The organism is Paenibacillus sp. FSL E2-0201 (assembly GCF_037963325.1).
Lineage (GTDB): Bacteria > Bacillota > Bacilli > Paenibacillales > Paenibacillaceae > Paenibacillus_AQ.
The window spans coordinates 6,600,196-6,621,499 of the sequence record NZ_CP150154.1 but is presented as its reverse complement, the minus strand read 5'-3'; the positions used below and the strand labels follow the sequence as shown (position 1 = coordinate 6,621,499).

Genomic DNA, 21,304 nt, shown 5'->3' with positions numbered 1-21,304 from the left:
ATCAAACAACTAATGGTAGAACTAAATATAACATAGAGTAGTACGGCGAGATCAGATGATATAATGAGTATAAATACTTTGCGATATTGTGTATTCTGTCTACCTAATTGTAACTAGGGAGTGCTGTTCATGTTTGAGTTTCCAGGATACCAAACGTTAGATCTGATAGAGACTATCTCAGATATCAGGCTGTACAGACTCCAACGTCAAGAAGATGGCCATAGGGTTATCGCCAAGACAACTACAGGTGAGTATCCAGGATCTGCTATGGTCGATGCTTTTCGTTATGAGTATGACATGCTTAAGCGACTTAGCGGTCGTGGAGCAATCGAGGCGTATAGTCTGGAGATCACGCCGGATCGACCAGTCCTTCTCTTACAAGATATAGAGGGGCGTATGCTGGATCAGATACTACGTACACCTGAATCACTGGAGCTTCCAGTGCTGCTTCGGATCGCTATCGGTGTTGCTGATTGCCTTATGCAAATTCATCGTGAGAAAATAACACTAAATGAACTAACCCCCGCTCATCTAATCGTCAATCCTGTTACTTTTGAAGTGAAATTTATCGATATACGAATGTGCTCCACGGAAAGTGACACCAGTCCATTATCACCCTTAAGCGGGCGACCGGATGCCTTGCTTCCTTATATATCGCCAGAACAAACGGGTCGAACTGGGTTGAACCCGGACTATCGATCTGACTTTTATTCGCTTGGAGTCCTTATGTATGAGTGTCTCTCAGGCAGCCGCCCCTTTGAGCTTCATGATGTTGTTGATATTGTATATCGTCATCTTGCAGATACACCTGAGCCTTTACATCGCAGGGTTTCCACTATCCCTCTAACTGTCTCTGACATTGTTGGTAAATGCATGGAGAAAATGCCTGATGCGAGATATGCCAGTGCTTTTGGAATCAAGTCAGATCTTGAGGAATGTCTATCCCACCTACAACAATTCGGGTACCTCGAGCCCTTCCTGTTAGGAAGCTGGGATATTCCGGAACGCTGGATGGTACCAGAACGATTCTACGGGAGACATTTTGAGAAACTAAGCTTACGAGAAGCACTGAAACGAGCATCACAAGGTGCTGTAAAGACGGTCTGGCTTAGTGGTGAGAGTGGTATCGGTAAAACAACCTTTTTAAAAGAAACGCTTAGAAATTCGATTTCTTCGGATGGTTTTTTCGCCAGAGGCAAATTCGAATCACTACATACCTCACTCCCTTATGGCATCTGGCATCAAGTGATAGAAGAATTGGTCAGTCAACTGCTGATGGAAACGAAGCTGCAGGTGGAGGTTTGGAAGCTGCGTATTTTACAAGCTGTAGATGGTTACGGGCAACTGCTGATCGAACTTGTCCCTAAGCTTGAGCTTTTGATTGGCCCGCAACCTTCCGTGCCTCCGTTGCCGCCGCTGGAAGCTCAGCATCGATTTCAATTAATCATGAGCCGATTTATTCAACTCTTTCCTCATGAGGATCATCCTTTGATCTTGATATTGGACAATATGCAATGGGCCGATGAAACATCGCTGCAATATCTCACTTCACTTATAGAGGACACGGCCACGAGTCATCTGCTAATCGTTCTTTCTTATCGTGATCGGGAAATTACGAGGCTGCACCCACTCAGTAGTCTGGAAAAGCACTTGATAGACCGCAACGTAGTGATGAGTAAAATTTCTCTACAGGCGCTTGAACTCACCGATATAAAACAACTGCTATTGGATGTTATGCGTTACGAGGCTGCTGACTTGGAGGAGCTAGCGCGGGTACTTCTGCATAAGACAGATGGGAATCCATTATTTATTAAGCAATTCCTTCAGGATTTGATTGATGATCAGCGAGTGGTATTTGACGAGGATATTCGAAGCTGGAAATGGGACCTCCAGCGTATTACTGAATTGAATGTTCCCGATAATGCAGCAGCCTATCTTTCAAGTAAATTACAGCAATTTCCCGATCAGACGGTACATGCACTTAGTAGAGCCGCTTTACTGGGCAGCCTGTTCGATGTGGGAATGCTTGCCGAAATTATGGAGATTCCGATAGAGATATTGACTGAAGCATTGGCAGTTGCGGTAAATGGACGCTTGCTACAACCTGTTAACGGAGAGGCACATACGCATTTTAAATTCCAACACAACCGTATTCATCGGGCGGCTTATGCGCTTGTTCCCGAAGAGGAGCGCCCAGAGCTGCATTGGAGGATTGGGATGTTATTGCTAGACCGCAGCTCTCTTAATGAAGGAACAGTCCTATTTGAAGCTGTCCATCATTTGAATCAGGCGATTGTGTGGATAGATCGCCCGGAGCAGAGGCTTCAACTGGTAGAACTGAACTTAAGGGCAGGGATAAGTGCAAAGCAAACCACCGCACATGAGACAGCCTTACAATATATGCTTCAGGCGACAGCGATGTTAGAGGAGCAGAGCTGGGAGGAGCATTATGGACTAACCTTCCGGGTATTTCGGGAGAGGGCCGAGCTTGAATACTTATGTTCACATTTTGATAAGGCGAATGAATTATTTCATCTGTTAATCCATAAAGCTGCGACAAATACAGATAAGGCTTACATCTACGCGATGAAGGTTCAATTGGAAGCAAGTAATGATAACCATGAAGAAGTTATCTCCTTAGGTCGACATACATTATCGTTATTGAAAGTGAGCCATCAATTTGATCCTAGCTATGTTCAATTGACGCTTCAATGGTTAAGATTGCGTCGCAGACTACAGAAGGTCTCACTCGAATCGCTGAACCTCTTACCGCCGATGACGGACGAGGCTCGTAGAGTCGCAATGTCCACTTTAGAACATACGAGCAATGCCTGTTTCTATGTCAACCGGGATGGGTGGCTCGCTTCTTCCTTCACCATGATTGAATTGACACTCGATTATGGGATGACTCCGCAGGCTTCCATTGGATTCATAGGCTATGCAATGTTTCAATACTATTACTTCCGGAATGATGAAGAAACATTTAAATGGGCCATGTTGGCGTGCAGCTTTTCAGAACCCTATCCGAAAGTGCATATGACAACCTTAGCTGCGTTCGCTATGTGCTACGATAGCTGGCGGCATTATGATCCAGCTATGCTCCGTACGTTTACCGAGAAAGCAGGAAAAGTGGGACTGGAATCAGGTGACTTATGGAAGGGTAACCAAAGTGTGTTAATCAACTGTGCCTCCCTCTTACAATTTGGACATCCGTTAGACGATATCTATGATCGATTAATTGCGCATTCCGGAGATTTGTTGCGCCATAACAACAGTCTTCATTGTAAGCAGGCTATCATAGCTGTAGCTACTCTAGTTCGATTGACAGGTTATCGCTCTGTAGATGATCCATTTAACATTGCAGAGATTAGCGAACCTGATTTTGCACAGTCGGTTCATGGAGATACCTTTAATTTTATACAAGAAATGGTCTGGATATATCAATATTTAACAGGTTATATATTTGGGGATTACCGCGAAGCTAGTGAGGCATTAGCGAAATCAGCTGCCATTATAAAATCACGTGAAGATGGTTTAGACAGTCCCATGCAGATCATGTATGAATGTTTAGTCTGGGCTCAGTTGTATGAGGAATATAACGCTGAAGAGCAACGTATATATCGGGCAAAAATGCGCAGTTGCCTGAAGAAAATGAAAAAGCTTGCTAAGCGTTGCCCGGTAAATTATGAGCATAAATATCTGTTGATGAAGGCTGAGCTGATTCGCCTATCGCGAGATCCACGACAAGCTGAAGCCTTGTATGAGCAATCTATTGAGGTTGCTCGTATCAACGGCCATATTCACGATTTAGCTATGGCGGCGGAGTGCTACGGCAAGTATGGACTTCGTCATGGCAAATTGCATCTAGCAAGAATCTATATGACTGAAGCCTACGAGGCTTATCTGCAATGGGGCGCAAAGGCTAAAGCGGCTGACCTTGAGCAGCAGCACAGCAATCTGCTGCATATTAAACGTGAGCCCGGACTCGACCGGGTCGATTCCCTTTCTGTGGTGATGTCTGCACAAGCTTTGTCGGGTGAGATGGAAATGAGCCGATTATTGGGCACGCTGATGCGGATTATGCTCCACAATGCTGGAGCCGAATATGGGGCGGTTATTTTTGATCATGAAGGAAGATGGATGGTTGAGGCCCACGGGACATCGGAAGCCCTGCATATCGAATCCGTTCCTCTCGGGGAAGAGTCAGATCTTGTTCCGGCAGCGATTATAGCCTACGCGGCAAGAACACAGGAGCAGGTTGTATTACATGATGCGCTCAGTGAGGGAATATTTGCACGTAACGCTTACGTTAGGAAGAATAGACTGAAATCGGTTCTTTGTCTTCCTATCATGAATCAGAATAAATTAGTGTGCTTGCTCTATTTGGAGAATAACCTATCACCAGGTGTATTTACACCGAGTAGGCTTGACGTGCTCAAGCTGCTTGGCTCTCAATGTGCCATCTCTATTGCCAATGCCAAGCTATATTCGGGGATTCAATATCTTAAGAAAAATTTAGAGGATCAAGTGACAGAAAGAACCCGTGACCTGGAGCGTTCGATGCGTGAGACGTCCGCAGCTTTGGCTGAAGCCACAGTCTATGAGGAACGAAATCGTATCGCTCAGGAGATTCATGACATTGTTGGGCATACACTCACATCAACGATTCTTCAAATTGAGGCTGGAAAGCGTCTGCTCCAGAAGAAAGATATAGATAGCGGCGTTCAGCGACTGGTTGAGGCACAGGATCTTGTCCGTCATAGCTTGAATGAAATCCGCGGATCTGTCCATATGCTGAAGGAGGACAAGTATTCCGATCTAACGGTCATGTTGAAGCAACTGATCCGTGATACAGAGCGTAATGCAGGCGTTGTCATTCATGCCATTATTTATGATCTGCCGGACGCCATGTCAACAGCCTATAAAAAGGCCATTTATCATGCTTTGCAGGAGGGCCTAACGAATGGAATCAGACATGGTAAGAGTACAGAGTTCCATTTTAGTCTGGAATCTGTCGGAGCGAATTTACAGTTTAGGCTCAAAGATCGTGGGTCAGGAGATAGTCAAATAGTGATGGGTTTTGGACTAAGGACGATGAAAGAACGGGTTGAGCAACTGGGAGGCAGCTTATCCATCGATTCAGAAATGAATGAGGGCTGTCTACTGGAGATTGATCTGCCCATGCGAAGGGTTGGGAATAGAAAATGAATAAGATAAAGATTGTAATTGCCGATGATCAATTGTTGACGCGTGAAGGACTCCGCACCATTCTGGATCTGGAGGATGATATGGAGGTAGTCGGTGCTGCCAAGAACGGGGAAGAGGCCTGTGAGATGGTGGAAGTATTCCAGCCCGACCTGGTACTGCTTGATGTTCAAATGCCAATTATGAACGGGATCAGTGCATTAAAACGAATCAAGCAGATTCGTCCGGATATATTCATTCTGATTTTGACCACTTTTATAGAGACCGATTATATTGTTGAGGGCATGGCATTCGGAGCAAGCGGCTATATGCTGAAGGATATGGATGCAGACAAAATGATTGCCTCGATCCGTGATACGATATCAGGGCAATTTATTCTGCCAGCCCCGGTAGCGGCCAAATTGGCGACGAGGATGAATAGATTGACGGAAGAGTATGAACACCGGCAAAGATCCAATGTGGGTGGTATGAGTCTGACAGAACGAGAAGAGGAGCTGGCGCAGCTCATTATCCGGGGACTCAATAACCGCGAAATTGCCGATACACTGCATATCGCGGAGGGAACAGCGCGTAATTATATTAGCAATCTTTATAGCAAATTAGAGGTGGTTGACCGGGCTCAGGCGATTGTGCGGCTTCAAGCTATGATGTATCCGTTGTAGATGCTAACGAATTACTGTAGGGGCCAAATAATCAAATAGCGGGAAATTTCTCAGTACTCCAAATGTAACAGTCAGGATCAACATCGCAGCCATAATTACATGGCTAAGAGGCTGGATACGCTTTTTCTCAGTGAACAAGTACAGCATATACAGAGGTGCTAGAACAAATAGCAACGGGTTAAATCTGAACGCTTGAACGAAGTCGAATCTCAACAACGATAGAATAACTCTTGTGATTCCACATCCCGGACAATAAAATCCAGTCCACTCATGAAATAAACAAGGTATACCCATATTGGTTAAGGGCATCCATACGGTGAAATATAGTAAGCCTAGGAGACTTAAGGACACACTCCAAAATAGTTTAGGGTGTGTCCTCTTATAATTAGTTAAATTAGACCAATTTATTAACATCTGATTGCACCAAAGCGTATGTTACAATACCAAAACTAAAGATTGTAAGGATCACATAAAGAGCTGAATTATCGGATACGAGTTGGCCACGTTGTCTTTGAGCTTCTGCAACATGTTTACCGATCTGATAGGCCCAAACAAGGCTCCATATCCCGCAAGTAATCAATGTCAGAAGGAAATGCTTTCCTCCTGTAAATGTGTAGTCTCCGCTTAGCTTCCCTACGTCATTGGTTAGAGCAATAAACCAAAATATTCCGTATATTCCACATGTAATTAATGACAATATAATGGAAAATGCGACACTTCTTTGACTAATCATTGTTCACTCTCCTATGTATTTACATGAAAATTTGACATTATTATCATAGTCAATTGCGAAAATATATACAAGATAATATTTAGTAGTCTATTGTATGCGGGAATTAGGAAGTGTAGAGCAAAATTACATTACTGTTTCGAAATAGTGGAATCCTTACTGGATATGAAATATACTTTTATAGGTTAGCCGTAAGACAGCTAGAATTTGAACTACGATTGGAGAAAATGAAACGATGTCTAATTTACCAAACTGCCCGAAATGTAATTCTGAGTACACTTATGAAGATGGAAGTCTACTAGTTTGCCCGGAATGTGCACATGAGTGGACATTAGAATCAGAGTCTGAGAATAGTGAAGATCAAAAGGTTATCAAAGATGCCAACGGCAATGTATTAAACGACGGTGACTCAGTAACTGTAATCAAAGACCTTAAGGTAAAAGGAAGCTCATCCGTTCTGAAGATTGGTACCAAAGTTAAAAATATCCGTTTAGTGGACGGAGATCATGATATTGATTGCAAAATTGACGGATTTGGAGCTATGAAATTAAAATCTGAATTTGTTAAAAAGATATAAAAAGAAAGAATCAGCTTACCTTCGATAGAAGTAGGCTGATTCTTTTTTTGTGACAGTATTTGAACACGCGTCATCTTATGATCTCAACAATTTGGTTTCGTCCTGCATTTTTGGCTTGATATAAGGCTTTGTCCACAGATTCGAATAAATCATTTAGTTGATTGGTCGGGCTTTCTGTATACTGCTCCGCAAAATTATTAATAGACAATAGCCCCATGCTTACAGTAATGGATACAGAATGAGCTACCTCATCCACATGTACTTTATTGGCCTCTATCATAAACTTAATATGCTCTGCCCAGCGGTTTGCTTGTGTATGGTTCGTATTTGGTAAATAAACGATAAACTCTTCTCCGCCATACCGTGCCAGGATATCCGTCTCCCTCAGCGATTGCTTAATGACCTCTACCGTACTGCAAATTACAACATCGCCGACTAAATGGCCGTAATTGTCATTCACCGTTTTGAAAAAGTCGATATCCAGTAGAATGATGGCAAAAGGCTGCTTCAATATCATGTTTTCTATGATCTCATGCTCTAAGTGCTGTGTTAAGTAATGACGGTTATAACAACCTGTTAAGCTGTCGGTTATGGCCATCTGCTTGAGTTTTTGGTTGGTCTGAGAAAGCTCATTTTGGATTTGAATTAATGCCAGATTGCGCTCTTGCAAGATCTCGTTCTGATGATTAGTCTCAGCAATGAGGCGATGCAGCTCGCTTCTATCCTGAAAAGTGAGAATCCGTCCAACCATGATCTCGCCTACGACAATGGGTGCCGCTGTAATATTGATGTATGCTTGGAGCGAGGTGTAGAATACTTCAACTTCGGTTCTCTCCATGGGCTGTTTAAAATATGTATGTTGAAACAATCGGAAAGCGCTGGCAGTCTGCTCCATAGGTGTTAGCGTCGATAAGTCGAAGGGATCACCAATCTGTAGGTTGATTTTTGGCAAAAGTGATCGATTAATCTCTACCACAGTTTCATTATCATCCAGTACAAGAATTCCTTGTGTGAGTGTGTCAATGATATCCTGATGGGCGATGGTTACGAGATCAAATATTTTATCACGATGAATGGCAATGACGAAAAAGATAGCAGAAATTAGTATCCCTAGTGAGGTCATCCCTGGAATCACCGGCTGAGATTTAAACAGCACCACATTAAGAAAGACATCCAGTAATACAAATACAGTCAACACTAGTACACCCTTGAGTACATGAGTAACCTGTTTTTTGATCCGCTGGGTGGCGTTTGATATAAGCGCTGAATAGATGATATACAGAGAAAAAATAATGGTGGTGATTAAAAAGAGAATAAACAGCCAAAAAAGCGGTCCATAGGATCTTTCAACATATCCACCATGCATAGGCAGTACAAAGCTTTGCTTCGGATTGACGATCACGCCTATTAAGATGAATGCTGCCACAATGTATAGGATCAGAGTTTTCTTTTTTCGAAGGAGGTATGATTTACCAGTGAGGAATATCGTAAAAAGAAGCCATCCAATCGTTAACAGGATCGAGTCAATAAAAGCGAGCTTCACATAAAATAATTGAACATCGGGATCCGCTGTAGTTTTGAGAGCAAATTGACAGAAAGGCCATAGCATCATAGTAAAATGAAAAATCAAGTACACCTTATGTAAGTTAGTGATTGTTACGGAAATAAATATGTAGATGAATAGAGCGAACAGAACGAAGAATAATGATAGGTCAATCCATGTCATGACATTCAATTAGGTAACACCTTCTTATATAAAAAAATAGGTTCATCTTTATTCATTTAAGCTCGAAACCTTCTCCCACTCGGTTAGCAGCTCTTTTACACTCTGTGCGGACTGTGGCTTACTGAACAAGTAACCTTGAATTTTATCGCAGCCTTGCTCTTGTAGATAATCGAGTTGTACGGTTTGCTCCACACCTTCTGCAATCACACACATATTCATGCGTTTACCAATCATAATAATTTGTTCAACGAGAACGGCTTGATGTGTCCCTGTTCGAATGGAATCAATAAAGGACTTGTCTATTTTCAAAGTAGAGATCGGCATGTGTGTAAGATAACTTAAGGAGGAATACCCGGTACCAAAGTCGTCCAATGCAATTTTGATATTGTGGGCTCTGAGTTCAGTCAGCTTACTGCTCACATATTCGTAGGATTCAACCAGAACACTCTCTGTAATCTCTAGCTCTAAGTATTCAGGCTCTAGCCCGGAAGCTTGCAAGGTGTCAAGAACTAGCTCATTGAAGTCGCTTTGCAGTAGCTGCAGCATTGAAATGTTAACAGACATCGTTAGATGTGATAATCCTTGTTCATGAAGGTTTTTCAAAAAGGTACAGGCTGTTCTGAGCACCCACGCTCCAAGAGGAATGATGAGATGGGAATCCTCTGCTATTTTGATAAACTTGTCTGGAGGTACCATGCCTAGTATAGGATTGTTCCAGCGCATAAGAGCCTCTAGTCCGGTCACCCTATTCTGAGTCAGATCAATCTGGGGTTGATAGAAAACTTCCAGCTCATTGTTCTCTAAAGCACTGTATAACTGCTTCTCAATGTTCATTCGCTCAGTGAAGGTATCATTCAACGGTTGATCGAACACAATAATTTGGCCCTTGCCGGCGTCTTTAGCTTTATACATAGCAATGTCTGCGGATTTAAGGAGCTCCATAATATTACTGCCATGATCAGGGTGAGTACTGATTCCGATGCTTAGGCTAACATGCAACAGACTGTCGTCCATCTCAATCGCATCTTTAAAACCGGCAATAATGTGGGAGGCTACGCTAGTTATGCACTGACTGTTCTCAATAGAATATAAAAGAACGATAAATTCATCCCCGGCGAAACGATACACTTCACCACTGCTCCCAACCAGGGACACCAACCTCTTACTAACCTTAACAATTAGCCTATCGCCAAATTCATGGCCCATCGTATCATTAACATATTTGAAGTAATCAATGTCGATGAACATTAAGGCTGCAATGTTGTTCAGTTTCAAAATGCGAGGCCCATTCTCATAAAAAGCTAATTTATTAGGCAGGCCGGTTAATAGATCATGATACGCCAGGTAATGCATTCTTTCTTCATTCAGGGTTAGCTTCTCTTGATTCTCAATAAGCTGATCATATTGCTGTCTGAGTTCTTCTTCCGTAGCTGTGATTTCCTCATAGGCGGCTTCTAAATTTTCGTGGGCGCTCACCCTATCCCTATAGGCAAGATCCAGTTTCTTCTCGATCCTTTTAATCCGCTTCAGAGTACCTAGAATTAATGCAAAGATAAGCAAAGCTGTTATGAGGACAAAGAACCAGCCTTTAATTATATTAATAAGTCTTATCCACTCCGGATCTCGCGTAAAAGCGGAAACGGCCTTATCTGTTAGGGGGATCCATAAGCACCCTACAATAAAATATATTACGGCGATTTTTAAGGAGCCCCGAACAGGGTTGAAGGTTTGTTTCGTTATGGAATTTTTGTGTTTGTTTCTTTGAAGCATATGTCCCTCCTATATCAAGCATGAAAGCTACTTGTTTTAGATCATTTCAACATATTTCATCAAAATCCTCTATTTGTCAGTGATGTTCTGCAAATTTTAAGAATAGGTTTTTGGACAAGCTGGAGCTAGGCATTAATGCCTAGCTATACTTGACCGTAACTTGTGTTATAATCAAACAAACAACTCGAAGAGAAAATTATAGTTAAGGGGGATTTGTAAGTGGAAATAGGAATCAGTACGTTCGTAGAAACAACACCGGATGTTCAAACGGGTGAATTAATAAGTCATGCGGAGCGATTGCGCGAGGTAGTAGAGGAGATTGTTCTTGCGGATAAGGTGGGCTTAGATATATTTGGTGTGGGTGAGCATCATCGAAAAGATTATGCCGCATCTTCTCCAGCAGTTTTGCTGGCTGCGGCTGCCTCACAGACGACACGAATTCGGTTGACCAGTGCGGTAACCGTGCTGTCCTCTGCTGATCCAGTACGTGTATTTCAGGATTTCGCAACACTCGATGGAATCTCAAATGGACGAGCGGAAATCATGGCAGGCCGGGGTTCCTTTATCGAATCTTTCCCGCTCTTTGGATACGATTTAAATGACTACGATGAGTTATTCGATGAGAAGCTGGACCTGTTGTTAAAGTTAACGGCATCCGAAAAAGTAACCTGGAGTGGAAATCATCGTCCATCCATTAATAATCTGGGGATTTATCCGCGCCCCGTTCAGAATCCTCTGCCCGTATGGATTGGCAGTGGAGGCAATACAGAATCTGTGATTCGTGCTGGCCTGCTCGGGTTACCACTTGTGCTCGCGATTATCGGAGGCAGTCCGCTGCAGTTTGCTCCACTGGTGAAGCTCTATAAGAAAGCGGCAGCCCAAGCAGGACATGATGTATCGAAGCTCCCGGTTGCCTCACACTCACACGGCTTTATCGCAGAAGATAATCAGCTTGCTGCCGATATGTTCTTTCCTTCTACACAGGCCAGCATGAACGTGATTGGCCGGGAACGCGGCTGGGGTCATTATAGTCGGGCGAGCTATGATGCGGCTCGCAGATTCGAAGGCGCTTTATATGTGGGAGATCCAGATACTGTTGCTGAAAAAATCATTCACCTACGCAAACACGTAGGGATTACACGCTTTATGCTGCATGTACCGCTAGGTACGATGCCTCATAAGGATGTAATGAAAGCTATTGAGCTATTGGGTACTGAAGTAGCACCCATTGTTCGAGCTGAGATATCGAGATGGGAAGCAGAGGTTGAAGCAAAAGAGGATTGACCCCATTTAGATTAACTAGTATGATCTTACCAATTTATTGAAGCTGTTGTGAATTGGAGGGGGTACTGAAGTGACGGATCGAATCATAGCGGACAGACTTGAAGAATTAGGTATTGTCCTGCCAAGTGCTAGTGAACCGGCGGCAAAGTATGCTAACTACGTCATTGTTAATGGATTATGTTTTGTATCGGGCAAAGGACCAGCCGGAGATCCCAAAGGGAAGCTGGGCCAAGATTTCACTACCGAAGAAGGCTATCATTATGCACGTCAGACAGGGGTTGAGATTCTTGCCGTCCTTGAGTCAGCTTTAGGCTCCTTGGATAAAGTGAAGCGAGTGATCAAAATTCAAGGATTTGTGAATGCCGATCCCTTATTCGAAGAACATCATAAAGTACTCAATGGTTGTTCTGATTTAATGCTGGAGGTATTCGGAGACAAAGGCAGTCATGCACGTTCGGTATTGGGCGCTGTTTCTGTAAGAGATAATCTTCCGATCATCATTGATTCCATTTTTGAAGTGGATTAACAAGAGGGCTGTGGCACCGAAAGGTGACCGCAGTCCTCTTTTTTTACATGGTTTGAACTGTAGTTAGACGCCAACCCCAAAAATTGTAACAAAACTAATGATCCTAATTTTAGTAATAGTATATGAACGTATCAATCAACGAGGTGATGACATCATGAAGATTCATAAGAAAGCCACACTACTTGTACTACTCACATCTATACTCTATACAGCTCCAGCCCATGCGGCGGTAACGCCTCAGAATCAGGTTACGGGTGTTTTTCTGGACGATCGACAGCTTGAATTAGAGGTTCAGCCCTTGCTCATAAACGGTACAACGCTGGTTCCCATGCGCAAGCTGTTTGAAGAACAGGGAGCAACAATCTCATGGAACAACGATACCAAAACAGTGAAGGCCACTAAGGGAACGCTGGTACTGACTTATCAAATAGGAGATTTAACCGCGAACAAAAATGGACAAGCCTTAAGCTTAACCGTTCCGGGTCAGGTCGTCGGTGGTAATACGATGATGCCGCTGCGTTTTGTCAGCGAGGCTCTAGGTAGCACCGTGAAATGGGAGGCTAGTACTCGGACAGTCCGCATCTACTCAGCGATGAATTACGATACAACGATTCTTTATGGGGTTAACCTGCGCAGTTCGCCAAATTCATCGGACCAATCAGGTGTTCAGCAAATGTTGTCTGCAGGTGAGAAGGTACATGTGATTAGGGAAGTGGATGCTTTCTGGTTAGAAGTGCGAACGCAAGACAACAAGACGGGATACATATCTGCTAAACCCAAATATAGCAATTATACTAGTGAGTCGCTCGCTGAGAAACAGGGAAGCGCACTGCTTGCTTACGGCGAGAAGTATCTGGGAACCCCTTATGAATTTGGTGCAGCAACGAACCAGACTTCTACATTCGACTGCTCTTCTTTCGTAGGGCATTTATTTGAGGATGTATTGTCGGTGGATCTGCCGCGCACCTCCTATAATCAAGCCAAAGAAGGGAAGGAAGTTGGGATCAACGAGCTGCGTAAAGGAGATTTATTGTTCTTTAGTGCACGTGGTCTCGAAATTGGTCATGTTGCCATGTATGCGGGAAATAATCAGATATTGCATACGTATTCCAAAGAGAAAGGCGTTCATTATGAAGCCCTGAGTGAGAAGTGGAAGAAGCGTTTTGTGACGGCGCGTAGAATGTTTTAGATTAGGTAGCGGTTAGGCTATAATGATCACGATGAAGAAGCGTCCGAATATATTTGGGGGATGAAGCATAGTGACTAAAACAATCGTAGAAAAGCTGAACTTACAAAAATACAACCAAGTAGCGATATTGAATAAACCGGAGGGCTCTGATTATTTAGCTGAATTGTCCGATTATGATACTTCGCTAAATGAAGCATATGATCTTATATTTGCTTTTGTACTAGATATGTCGTCTTTACAAGAACTAGTGAACCGTGTGATAGAACATCCGCATCTTCATAAGAATGGCTATCTCTTTGTGGCATATCCTAAAAAGGGAAACAAAGTGTATCCGACCTTTATTCATCGTGACGACTTGCTAGAGGGTCTGGGCAGTGATGAGAACGGCTATATCGGGACCAGTAATATTAAATTTGCACGCATGGTTGGATTAGACGATGTCTTTACAGTTGTGGGGTTAAAAGAGGATGTTAAGGGTAAAGGTCAGCTTTCCAATACCCCAAGTCAATCTGTGGATGACTATATTTCTTTTATTCCAAATGTGGAAGAAGATCTGAAAGGTACACTGGAGCTTCTTACCATCTATCAATCGCTTACCCCGGGCTATCGTAAAGATTGGGCTCGATATGTCTATAGTGCCAAACAAGAGGCAACAAGAGCTAAGCGTAAAGAGGAAATGAAGATGATTCTACGGGCGGGTTATAAGAGCCGTGAGCTGTATCGACAAGCCAGTAGTACTGAATCTTAAATCGACCTTTCTTTATTAAAAAGATCATTTGCAGGCATAAAGACGGTTTTTGAACTCCTTTTCCGTCTTATGTTATGAACTTGATTGTTAAGGAGGCAGATAGTGACTTGTACGGATGCAGAACTGGTAGATAAGGTGTGTAAAGGGGATATGGATGCATTCAGTGGGCTTATCGGCAAATATTCCAATGCAGTATACGGAGTAGCTTACGGTAAATTGGGTGATTTCCACACTGCGCAAGACATTACACAAGAGGTTTTTGTTAAGACCTATCGTAATTTATCCAATTTAAAGGAGCCAGAGAAACTCGCCAGTTGGTTATATGCAGTTACTTCACGGGAATGTATGGATTGGTTTAGGGCGAATAAGAAGAAAGCTGTATATGAATTCATGGAGCAAATCGAGGTTTCTCAGCTGGAGACTACTGAAGATCAGCTCCTCCGAAAAGAACTCCAGCAAGATGTGTGGAAGGCATTAAACACCTTATCCGAAGCTAACCGTATAGTCACCATTCTATTCTATATCGACAACTACAAGGTTAGGGAAATCGCTGATTTCCTTGATTTATCTATTGAAGCTGTCGAGAGTAGACTCCGCAGATCAAGAACGATCTTAAAAAGGGAGATGTTGCGTACAGTGAATAACAATCTAAGTAAAAACAAATTGCAGGACGAATTTAAAAAGAGAGTTTTTCAGGATGAAAGAATGCCTGAAACCAACTTTCGTCGTGTGGCCATGGGCCAAAGTGAATTCGATGATATTGATATGCCTAAGACGAACTTTTCTAATGTAAATATGGCGGGTACCAAGTTTGACAATATTAATATGAGCAGTACTACTTTTAACGATATCAATATGCATCTTGTTAAGTTTAATGAAGTCGGATTGTGGGAAATCGAGGTTAGCGATAGTGAATTAGGAGAAGCCTATTTCCATGATATTCACTTGTATGGTAAAGGCAATAAGTTTGAACGATGCCAGCTTAACGGCACATCTTTTGTAGAGTGTGATCTTTCGAATGTAGAGATAAAAGATTGCAATCTTTCAGGCGTCACAGTTAATGGCATTTCATTAGAGGCTCTGCTAGAGAGTTATCATAAAAATAAATAATATTGCAACATTACTATTTATTCATCATAGATTTCATCAAAACCACTTCATCCTAGGAGTGGTTTTTAAGTTTGGGGTATAATGGATGTAGATCATATAGCACAAACCTACAGGGGTGAAATATAGATGAAGCGCATCACGATTTTAATTGCGGATGATGAGGCAGAGATTGCGGATTTGGTGGCCTTACATTTGCAAAAAGAGGGGTATCATATCATTAAGGTATCCGATGGGCGGGCAGCGGTACAAGCCATTGAGTCTCAAACGGTAGATTTGGCAATTCTGGATATTATGATGCCAGGTCTGGATGGCTATGAGGTAACCCGTCACATTCGGGAGCAGTATCATCTGCCGATTATTTTTTTAAGTGCGAAGACTTCTGATCTCGATAAGATTACGGGACTTGTCATGGGCGCAGATGATTATATGACCAAACCATTCAATCCAATGGAGTTAGTCGCCCGCGTTAATTCTCAACTTCGGCGCTCTATACAATTCAGTCAGCCCGCAGCCATTCCAAAATCGGTGCTTGAAGTAGGTGGCTTGATGATCTCACCGGAGGAGCATACCGTCACCCTTTACGGCGAGGTGATAGATTTAACTCCGAAAGAGTTTGATATTCTGCATTTATTAGCCAGTCATCCCAAGCAGGTGTTTAGCGCAGAGAGCATTTTTCAACAGGTGTGGGGAGAAGCTTATTATGAGAGTGGCAACACGGTCATGGTGCATATCCGTACTTTGCGCAAAAAACTTGGAGAAGACATGAATAAGAATAAATTTATTAAGACAATCTGGGGCGTAGGATATACCTTTACTGGATAGGCAGTGAGATTTGTATATTTTAAGAAAAACTTTATAATTGCCCTGCTTTTTCTTTAAAGTGTCTTCGTTATTCTATTCCTATCGAGGAAATGGGAGGACATTACGGATGAAAAAGTGGGGCTTTTTGATGATCATTGTGTTGTTGCTTGGTTATGCGGCCGCTCGTTATTTACCGGATACGGGTAATCTGGCTGATAAGAATGATAAGATCGGGAAAGGATCGATTAGAGATAGCGATAGTATAGAGGTGGTTACGCAAGATCAGGTATATCAAGGAGATTTATTGCTGGTGAACAAACAATATCCGGTACATGAGGACAGCGTGAAGTCTGATATTGTGACCTTATATGATCAGAAGGATCTGGTTCAAGGGTATGGTTTACTAGATACCTCTATTCGTTTGTCTGAAAGTGTAGCACTTAAATTCAATAAGATGATCAAGGCTGCGGAGAAAGACGGCGTGAATCATTTTTTGATTAGCAGTGGGTACAGGGACTTTGATGAGCAAGAGAAATTGTATGAGGAAAAAGGTTCAGATTATGCTTTACCGGCACAATATAGTGAACATAATTTAGGCTTATCGCTGGACATCGGATCGTCTCAAGCAGAAATGAGCAAAGCGCCTGAGGGCAAATGGCTGCAAAACAATGCTTGGAAATATGGCTTTATTCTACGCTATCCTAAAGACAAAACGGAGATTACGGGGATTAAATATGAACCTTGGCATTTCCGTTATGTCGGGTTGCCGCACAGTGCAATCATTCATGAGAAGGGGATTGTGCTGGAACAATATTTAGATCTTTTGAAGGAGAATAGTGAAATTTCAACGGTTGTAGATGGTAAAACATATACAGTAAGCTATTATCCAATATCGGGATATACAAGTATTAAGATTCCAAAGAAAGGGCAATATAAAACGTCGGGTGACAATATGGATGGCGTAATTGTGACTACAGTTCAATGAGTACAGAGCCTAAAAGCATGTCTACTATGAAATTATTGCTGGCAGCCATATTTATCGTCTATATGTATTTCTTGATCCGAATCATTTTATTTAAAGGGGCACCTTTTAGCTTGCAATCACTTTGGGAACAGGCGGGGCGTATGCTTGAGCATCCTGACAGAATTTTTCATCGACAGGGCAACTATATACCCTTTAAAGAGATCTCGCGAGGGATAGAGCAACTGTCATTTTCAGATCCGTTTTCATCGCTTAATTTGGTGGGCAATCTTCTGGCATTTATTCCGTTTGGGAGCATGGTCCCTATGCTATTTTCACAAAAAGAAAAGTTATTCCGAAAAGTCCTCATGCTCTCTTTTGCGCTGAGTCTGAGCTTTGAAGTTACACAATTGGTATTGTATATCGGCACCTTTGATGTGGATGATCTGATCTTAAACACTTGCGGTGGGGTAGTCGGTTACGCCTTATATAGAATGCTGGTTTCTTCTGGATTGTTTACAACTATATCGAAGCGGTGTTAGTATTTGTGGATGGTAGATATAGACAGAGGATAGAAGGGGCATGGTATGAAAAAGCGTATTTCGGATATTGTTTCCATCATTGTAGGAGCATTGTTGTTCTCTTTGGCCGTTAACTTGTTTGTGATTCCGAACGAGTTCGGTGAAGGCGGGGTAACGGGATTGACTATGATTACATACTATTTGTATCAGTGGTCGCCAGGTATTGTTAGCTTGATTCTTAATGCTTTATTATTGATTGTGGGTTATAAATTTTTAGACAAAACGACGACGGTATATACAATTATTGCGGTGTTTTTTAATTCGTTATTCTTGATTCTTACAAAGAATTGGCATATCGCCAGCGATGAGTTGATCATCAATGCAATATTTGGAGGCATCTTGTCTGGTGTGGGTATCGGAATGATCATACGCGTGGGTGGGACGACCGCAGGGTCAACCATTATCGCCAGAATTCTGCATAAATTTTTGGATTGGAACGTTAGCTACGCTCTTCTCTTGGTCGATTTAGTTGTGGTATTTGCTTCGTATTTCATCATTGGTGTGCAAAGTCTGATGTTTACGATCGTGATGCTCTATATAGCGACTAAGGTGATGGACTTCATTATTGAGGGAGTGAATCCTAAGAAGGCCGTTACAATTGTATCCAAGGAGCAGGATAAAATTGCTGAACAAGTTAATCGAATCATGGATAGAGGGGTCACAGTTATTTATGGCCGAGGGTATTATACTAAAGAACCCAAAGAGCTGCTCTATATTGTCATTAGCAAGCAGGAAGTGACCATGCTTAAGAAGATCGTAAGATCGATTGATAAAGAGGCTTTTATCGCCATTCACGATGTAAGAGATGTGTTCGGAGAAGGTTTTGTGGAGCTGGCAAAATAAGAGATAAAGTGCTGTCCGGTAGCTACGTGAGCTGCTTGGGCAGCTTTTTTTTGGATTGGGCATTCGATTGTGATGGATATCATTGCATTTTTTGTTTGTTCACATTTTATTAAATTCTAAAGTGATTCAACGCACACTCGCTCATTTGCAGCTTCTATATGCTTTTTATAGAGGAATTATCTTATTGTATTGCAGGAGAGAGGGGTATTCATATGTTAGATCAACAAACGATTGCTATTATAAAATCAACAGTTCCTGTATTACAGGTTCATGGAACAACCATTACTACGACCTTTTATGGCATGTTATTTGAAAATCATCCAGAGCTATTGAATATATTTAATCATGCCAATCAGCGGCAAGGCAGACAGCAGACAGCACTTGCTAATGCAGTTCTTGCAGCGGCCATGAATATTGATCAGCTAGAAAATATCTTGCCGGTGGTAAAACAGATTGCAGAGAAGCATCGAGCACTGGGTGTATTGCCTGAGCATTATCCGATCGTGGGTGAGACCTTGTTAGCTGCGATTGGGAAAGTGCTTGGTGATGCGGCAACACCGGAAATTATAGATGCATGGGCTAAGGCTTATGGGGTAATCGCAGATGCTTTCATAGGAGTGGAAGCAGAAAAATATCGTGAAGCTGCCGAAGCGCTGGGGGGCTGGAGTGGATTCAGAAACTTTATCGTCACTCGGAAGGTTAGAGAAAGTGAGCTTATTACTTCCTTTTACCTGTCTCCTGAGGACGGAGGGGCGATCGCCTCTTATTCCCCGGGTCAGTATATCACGGTTCGTGTTCAGCCAGAGGGTGAGGAATATACCCATGTTCGCCACTATAGTTTGTCCAGTGCTCCGGATCAGGCGTATTACCGTATCACTGTTAAACGGGAGAGCGAAGGGCTAGATAAACCTGCTGGCGTCGTATCTACTTATCTCCATGATGTCGTCCAAGTGGGATCTATATTAGAAGTGGGCTCTCCAGCGGGCGATTTCGTACTGGATCAGACTAGTGACACTCCGGTGGTTCTAATCAGCGGGGGTGTGGGGCTAACTCCAATGGTAAGTATGCTGGAGACAATCATTGCTGCACAGCCAGAACGCGAGGTAACCTATATTCATGCAGCCATCAATGGAAGCTTGCATGCTATGAAGGATAGGGTGGCAGATTTAGCGCAATCTCATCCTGCTCTAAGTTCTTATGTATGTTATGAATCTCCAGGAGAAGGAGACAAGTGCAATAGATCTGGTTATATTGATCTTTCTTGGCTTCAAGAAATAGCAGACGTGAACGCTGAATTCTATTTCTGTGGGCCGACTCCTTTTATGAAGGCCATTTATAAGGCTCTCAAGGAATGGCAGGTACCGGAGGAGAGAATTCATTTTGAATTCTTTGGACCAGCTGGCAGTTTAGAAGAATAATAAAGATAACAAAAAGCACCGCAGCTGATTGGCTGAGGTGCTTTTTGCTTTGCGTTAGTGGTGATTTATTTGAAAGAAGCAAATGGATTAGTGCCTTTAGGCAGTATTGAACTAAAATTAAAGGTATAGGTAGGGATTCCAGCTGCATAAGGTGCGATTTCATATTGTTGATAGAAGATAGCTAAGCCACTTTCACTGACGAAGAAGGCAGGCTTCTCTGTTAGACCACCAGTTGACTCCGGAAAAGCTACATCCTTAGTGCTTTGCTTCAACATTTTATCTAGTTTTTGTTTGTAGTTTGGTTCTGCCTTTAACAGGTCTTTAAGTTCTATCTTCTTACCATCCTTCAGTGAGTAGGTATGTCCCTCGCGAATAGTACCGCCGTGTGCTCCACCGCTATATCCATATTGATCGACTACAATACTAAGTACGCCTTCACGATTAAAGGTGACTACATAAGTTTGAGAGTAGTCATATTTATGCTCTATCGTGCCATCTCTACGGCTGGCTTCTTTCTCAGCCTCTGAAGCGAATCGTTCAGCTTCTTTTTTGAAGGCTGTGTTAATCGTGTTTTGCACTTCATCTGTTAGACCACTGATTTTTGGATACTGAATCTGAATAGTAGCATTTTTATTGCTCTTATCCAAGGTAACAGAGGTAATCTTGATATCATTCATCACCAGCTTGCTAAGTTCTAGTGATTTCTGGACTGGATTATATACGCCTTGAATCCCTAAATAATCATTTAACAGCTTGAATGGGACATATAGGCGGTCATTGATCATCTTCGCTTCATGATTTCCGGTCATACTATAAATATAGTATCCGTTCAAATCTGTGCTGACGCCATAGTCAGAAACCTCTAGGTTAAGCTTCATCGAGTCGCTGCCCACACTGTAAGTTCTAGTGGTTGAATTATAATCAATGGCAAGACCAAAGGCATCACGCAATACAGTTAAAGGAATCATGGTATTTCCGTCTACGATTTTCCCTTGCTGTGTTAAGACTTGGCCTTTATATTTAAGCACTACAGAAGGCTGTTGAGTGGCTTGTTTTACGGTATTTCCTCCGGTAGCTGCGGCATTAACAAAAGTTCCTCCTACTAGTCCCGATCCTCCAAGTAATACTCCAGCAGCTAATACAGCAGACGTCCATTTCATTGTTTTATTCATG

18 protein-coding genes are annotated in these 21,304 nt (G+C 42.5%); 13 read left to right on the top strand and 5 right to left on the bottom strand.

Annotated features, from left to right (window positions below; genetic code table 11):
* Positions 1–129 precede the first annotated feature (129 nt).
* Positions 130–5,208 carry an AAA family ATPase gene (locus NSU15_RS29810; RefSeq protein WP_339288565.1) on the top strand — a complete coding sequence of 1,693 codons (5,079 nt, stop codon included), beginning with the start codon at positions 130–132 and terminating at the stop codon, positions 5,206–5,208.
* On the top strand, positions 5,205–5,867 hold the full coding sequence (locus tag NSU15_RS29805; RefSeq protein ID WP_042131584.1) for a response regulator transcription factor: 663 nt from the start codon (positions 5,205–5,207) through the stop codon (positions 5,865–5,867). The genes NSU15_RS29810 and NSU15_RS29805 overlap by 4 nt, the downstream gene beginning before the upstream one ends.
* A gap of 3 nt (positions 5,868–5,870) precedes the next feature.
* Here the strand turns inward: NSU15_RS29805 and NSU15_RS29800 are convergent, their stop codons facing one another.
* Both NSU15_RS29800 and NSU15_RS29795 read right to left on the bottom strand, forming a co-directional pair.
* On the bottom strand, positions 5,871–6,161 hold the full coding sequence (locus NSU15_RS29800) for a DUF2752 domain-containing protein (RefSeq protein WP_231574313.1): 291 nt from the start codon (positions 6,159–6,161) through the stop codon (positions 5,871–5,873).
* 100 nt (positions 6,162–6,261) lie between these two features.
* Positions 6,262–6,600 carry a DUF4234 domain-containing protein gene (locus NSU15_RS29795; RefSeq protein WP_052414773.1) on the bottom strand — a complete coding sequence of 113 codons (339 nt, stop codon included), beginning with the start codon at positions 6,598–6,600 and terminating at the stop codon, positions 6,262–6,264.
* 232 nt (positions 6,601–6,832) lie between these two features.
* Between NSU15_RS29795 and NSU15_RS29790 the strand changes: the two genes are divergently transcribed.
* Entirely contained in the window at positions 6,833–7,174 is a 342-nt protein-coding gene (locus NSU15_RS29790) for a zinc ribbon domain-containing protein YjdM (protein ID WP_042131582.1), read from the top strand.
* 70 nt (positions 7,175–7,244) lie between these two features.
* Here NSU15_RS29790 and NSU15_RS29785 read toward each other — a convergent pair whose 3' ends face one another.
* On the bottom strand, positions 7,245–8,900 hold the full coding sequence (locus NSU15_RS29785; protein ID WP_339288564.1) for a diguanylate cyclase: 1,656 nt from the start codon (positions 8,898–8,900) through the stop codon (positions 7,245–7,247).
* 48 nt (positions 8,901–8,948) lie between these two features.
* On the bottom strand, positions 8,949–10,376 hold the full coding sequence (locus NSU15_RS29780) for a bifunctional diguanylate cyclase/phosphodiesterase (RefSeq protein ID WP_339288563.1): 1,428 nt from the start codon (positions 10,374–10,376) through the stop codon (positions 8,949–8,951).
* 513 nt (positions 10,377–10,889) lie between these two features.
* Between NSU15_RS29780 and NSU15_RS29775 the strand changes: the two genes are divergently transcribed.
* The 10 genes from NSU15_RS29775 (at position 10,890) to hmpA (ending at position 20,131) form a co-directional block, all read left to right on the top strand.
* A complete protein-coding gene (locus tag NSU15_RS29775; protein WP_042131580.1) occupies positions 10,890–11,954 on the top strand; it encodes an LLM class flavin-dependent oxidoreductase in 1,065 nt (354 codons plus the stop codon).
* Between the two features lie 70 nt (positions 11,955–12,024).
* Positions 12,025–12,480 (top strand): RidA family protein, encoded by a 456-nt coding sequence (locus tag NSU15_RS29770; protein WP_231573978.1) that lies wholly within the window; start codon positions 12,025–12,027, stop codon positions 12,478–12,480.
* A 154-nt stretch (positions 12,481–12,634) separates the two neighbouring features.
* Entirely contained in the window at positions 12,635–13,669 is a 1,035-nt protein-coding gene (locus tag NSU15_RS29765) for a stalk domain-containing protein (protein ID WP_042131579.1), read from the top strand.
* Between the two features lie 67 nt (positions 13,670–13,736).
* On the top strand, positions 13,737–14,417 hold the full coding sequence (locus tag NSU15_RS29760) for a YdeI/OmpD-associated family protein (protein ID WP_339291519.1): 681 nt from the start codon (positions 13,737–13,739) through the stop codon (positions 14,415–14,417).
* A 102-nt stretch (positions 14,418–14,519) separates the two neighbouring features.
* A complete protein-coding gene (locus tag NSU15_RS29755) occupies positions 14,520–15,527 on the top strand; it encodes a sigma-70 family RNA polymerase sigma factor (RefSeq protein WP_339288561.1) in 1,008 nt (335 codons plus the stop codon).
* A 126-nt stretch (positions 15,528–15,653) separates the two neighbouring features.
* On the top strand, positions 15,654–16,349 hold the full coding sequence (locus NSU15_RS29750; protein WP_339288560.1) for a response regulator transcription factor: 696 nt from the start codon (positions 15,654–15,656) through the stop codon (positions 16,347–16,349).
* A gap of 106 nt (positions 16,350–16,455) precedes the next feature.
* Complete coding sequence (locus NSU15_RS29745; protein WP_339288559.1) at positions 16,456–17,313, top strand: M15 family metallopeptidase; 858 nt, start codon at positions 16,456–16,458, stop codon at positions 17,311–17,313.
* A 17-nt stretch (positions 17,314–17,330) separates the two neighbouring features.
* On the top strand, positions 17,331–17,831 hold the full coding sequence (locus NSU15_RS29740; RefSeq protein ID WP_170880336.1) for a VanZ family protein: 501 nt from the start codon (positions 17,331–17,333) through the stop codon (positions 17,829–17,831).
* Positions 17,832–17,876: 45 nt separating this feature from the next.
* Positions 17,877–18,713, top strand: a complete 837-nt coding sequence (locus tag NSU15_RS29735; RefSeq protein ID WP_076120334.1) for a YitT family protein — start codon at positions 17,877–17,879, stop codon at positions 18,711–18,713.
* Between the two features lie 212 nt (positions 18,714–18,925).
* Positions 18,926–20,131 carry an NO-inducible flavohemoprotein gene (hmpA, locus tag NSU15_RS29730; protein ID WP_339288558.1) on the top strand — a complete coding sequence of 402 codons (1,206 nt, stop codon included), beginning with the start codon at positions 18,926–18,928 and terminating at the stop codon, positions 20,129–20,131.
* Between the two features lie 65 nt (positions 20,132–20,196).
* On the opposite strand, the gene NSU15_RS29725 is transcribed toward hmpA, so the two are convergent.
* On the bottom strand, positions 20,197–21,303 hold the full coding sequence (locus tag NSU15_RS29725; protein WP_042131571.1) for a DUF4163 domain-containing protein: 1,107 nt from the start codon (positions 21,301–21,303) through the stop codon (positions 20,197–20,199).
* Between the last annotated feature and the right edge of the window lies 1 nt (position 21,304).

Bases quoted from the DNA above. Each gene is read 5' to 3' on its own strand.
- NSU15_RS29810 (WP_339288565.1), top strand. From the start codon at position 130: ATGTTTGAGTTTCCAGGATACCAAACGTTAGATCTGATAGAGACTATC.
- NSU15_RS29805 (WP_042131584.1), top strand. From the start codon at position 5,205: ATGAATAAGATAAAGATTGTAATTGCCGATGATCAATTGTTGACGCGT.
- NSU15_RS29800 (WP_231574313.1), bottom strand. From the start codon at position 6,161: ATGGGTATACCTTGTTTATTTCATGAGTGGACTGGATTTTATTGTCCG.
- NSU15_RS29795 (WP_052414773.1), bottom strand. From the start codon at position 6,600: ATGATTAGTCAAAGAAGTGTCGCATTTTCCATTATATTGTCATTAATT.
- NSU15_RS29790 (WP_042131582.1), top strand. From the start codon at position 6,833: ATGTCTAATTTACCAAACTGCCCGAAATGTAATTCTGAGTACACTTAT.
- NSU15_RS29785 (WP_339288564.1), bottom strand. From the start codon at position 8,900: ATGACATGGATTGACCTATCATTATTCTTCGTTCTGTTCGCTCTATTC.
- NSU15_RS29765 (WP_042131579.1), top strand. From the start codon at position 12,635: ATGAAGATTCATAAGAAAGCCACACTACTTGTACTACTCACATCTATA.
- NSU15_RS29750 (WP_339288560.1), top strand. From the start codon at position 15,654: ATGAAGCGCATCACGATTTTAATTGCGGATGATGAGGCAGAGATTGCG.
- NSU15_RS29745 (WP_339288559.1), top strand. From the start codon at position 16,456: ATGAAAAAGTGGGGCTTTTTGATGATCATTGTGTTGTTGCTTGGTTAT.
- NSU15_RS29740 (WP_170880336.1), top strand. From the start codon at position 17,331: ATGTCTACTATGAAATTATTGCTGGCAGCCATATTTATCGTCTATATG.
- NSU15_RS29735 (WP_076120334.1), top strand. From the start codon at position 17,877: ATGAAAAAGCGTATTTCGGATATTGTTTCCATCATTGTAGGAGCATTG.
- hmpA (WP_339288558.1), top strand. From the start codon at position 18,926: ATGTTAGATCAACAAACGATTGCTATTATAAAATCAACAGTTCCTGTA.
- NSU15_RS29725 (WP_042131571.1), bottom strand. From the start codon at position 21,303: ATGAATAAAACAATGAAATGGACGTCTGCTGTATTAGCTGCTGGAGTA.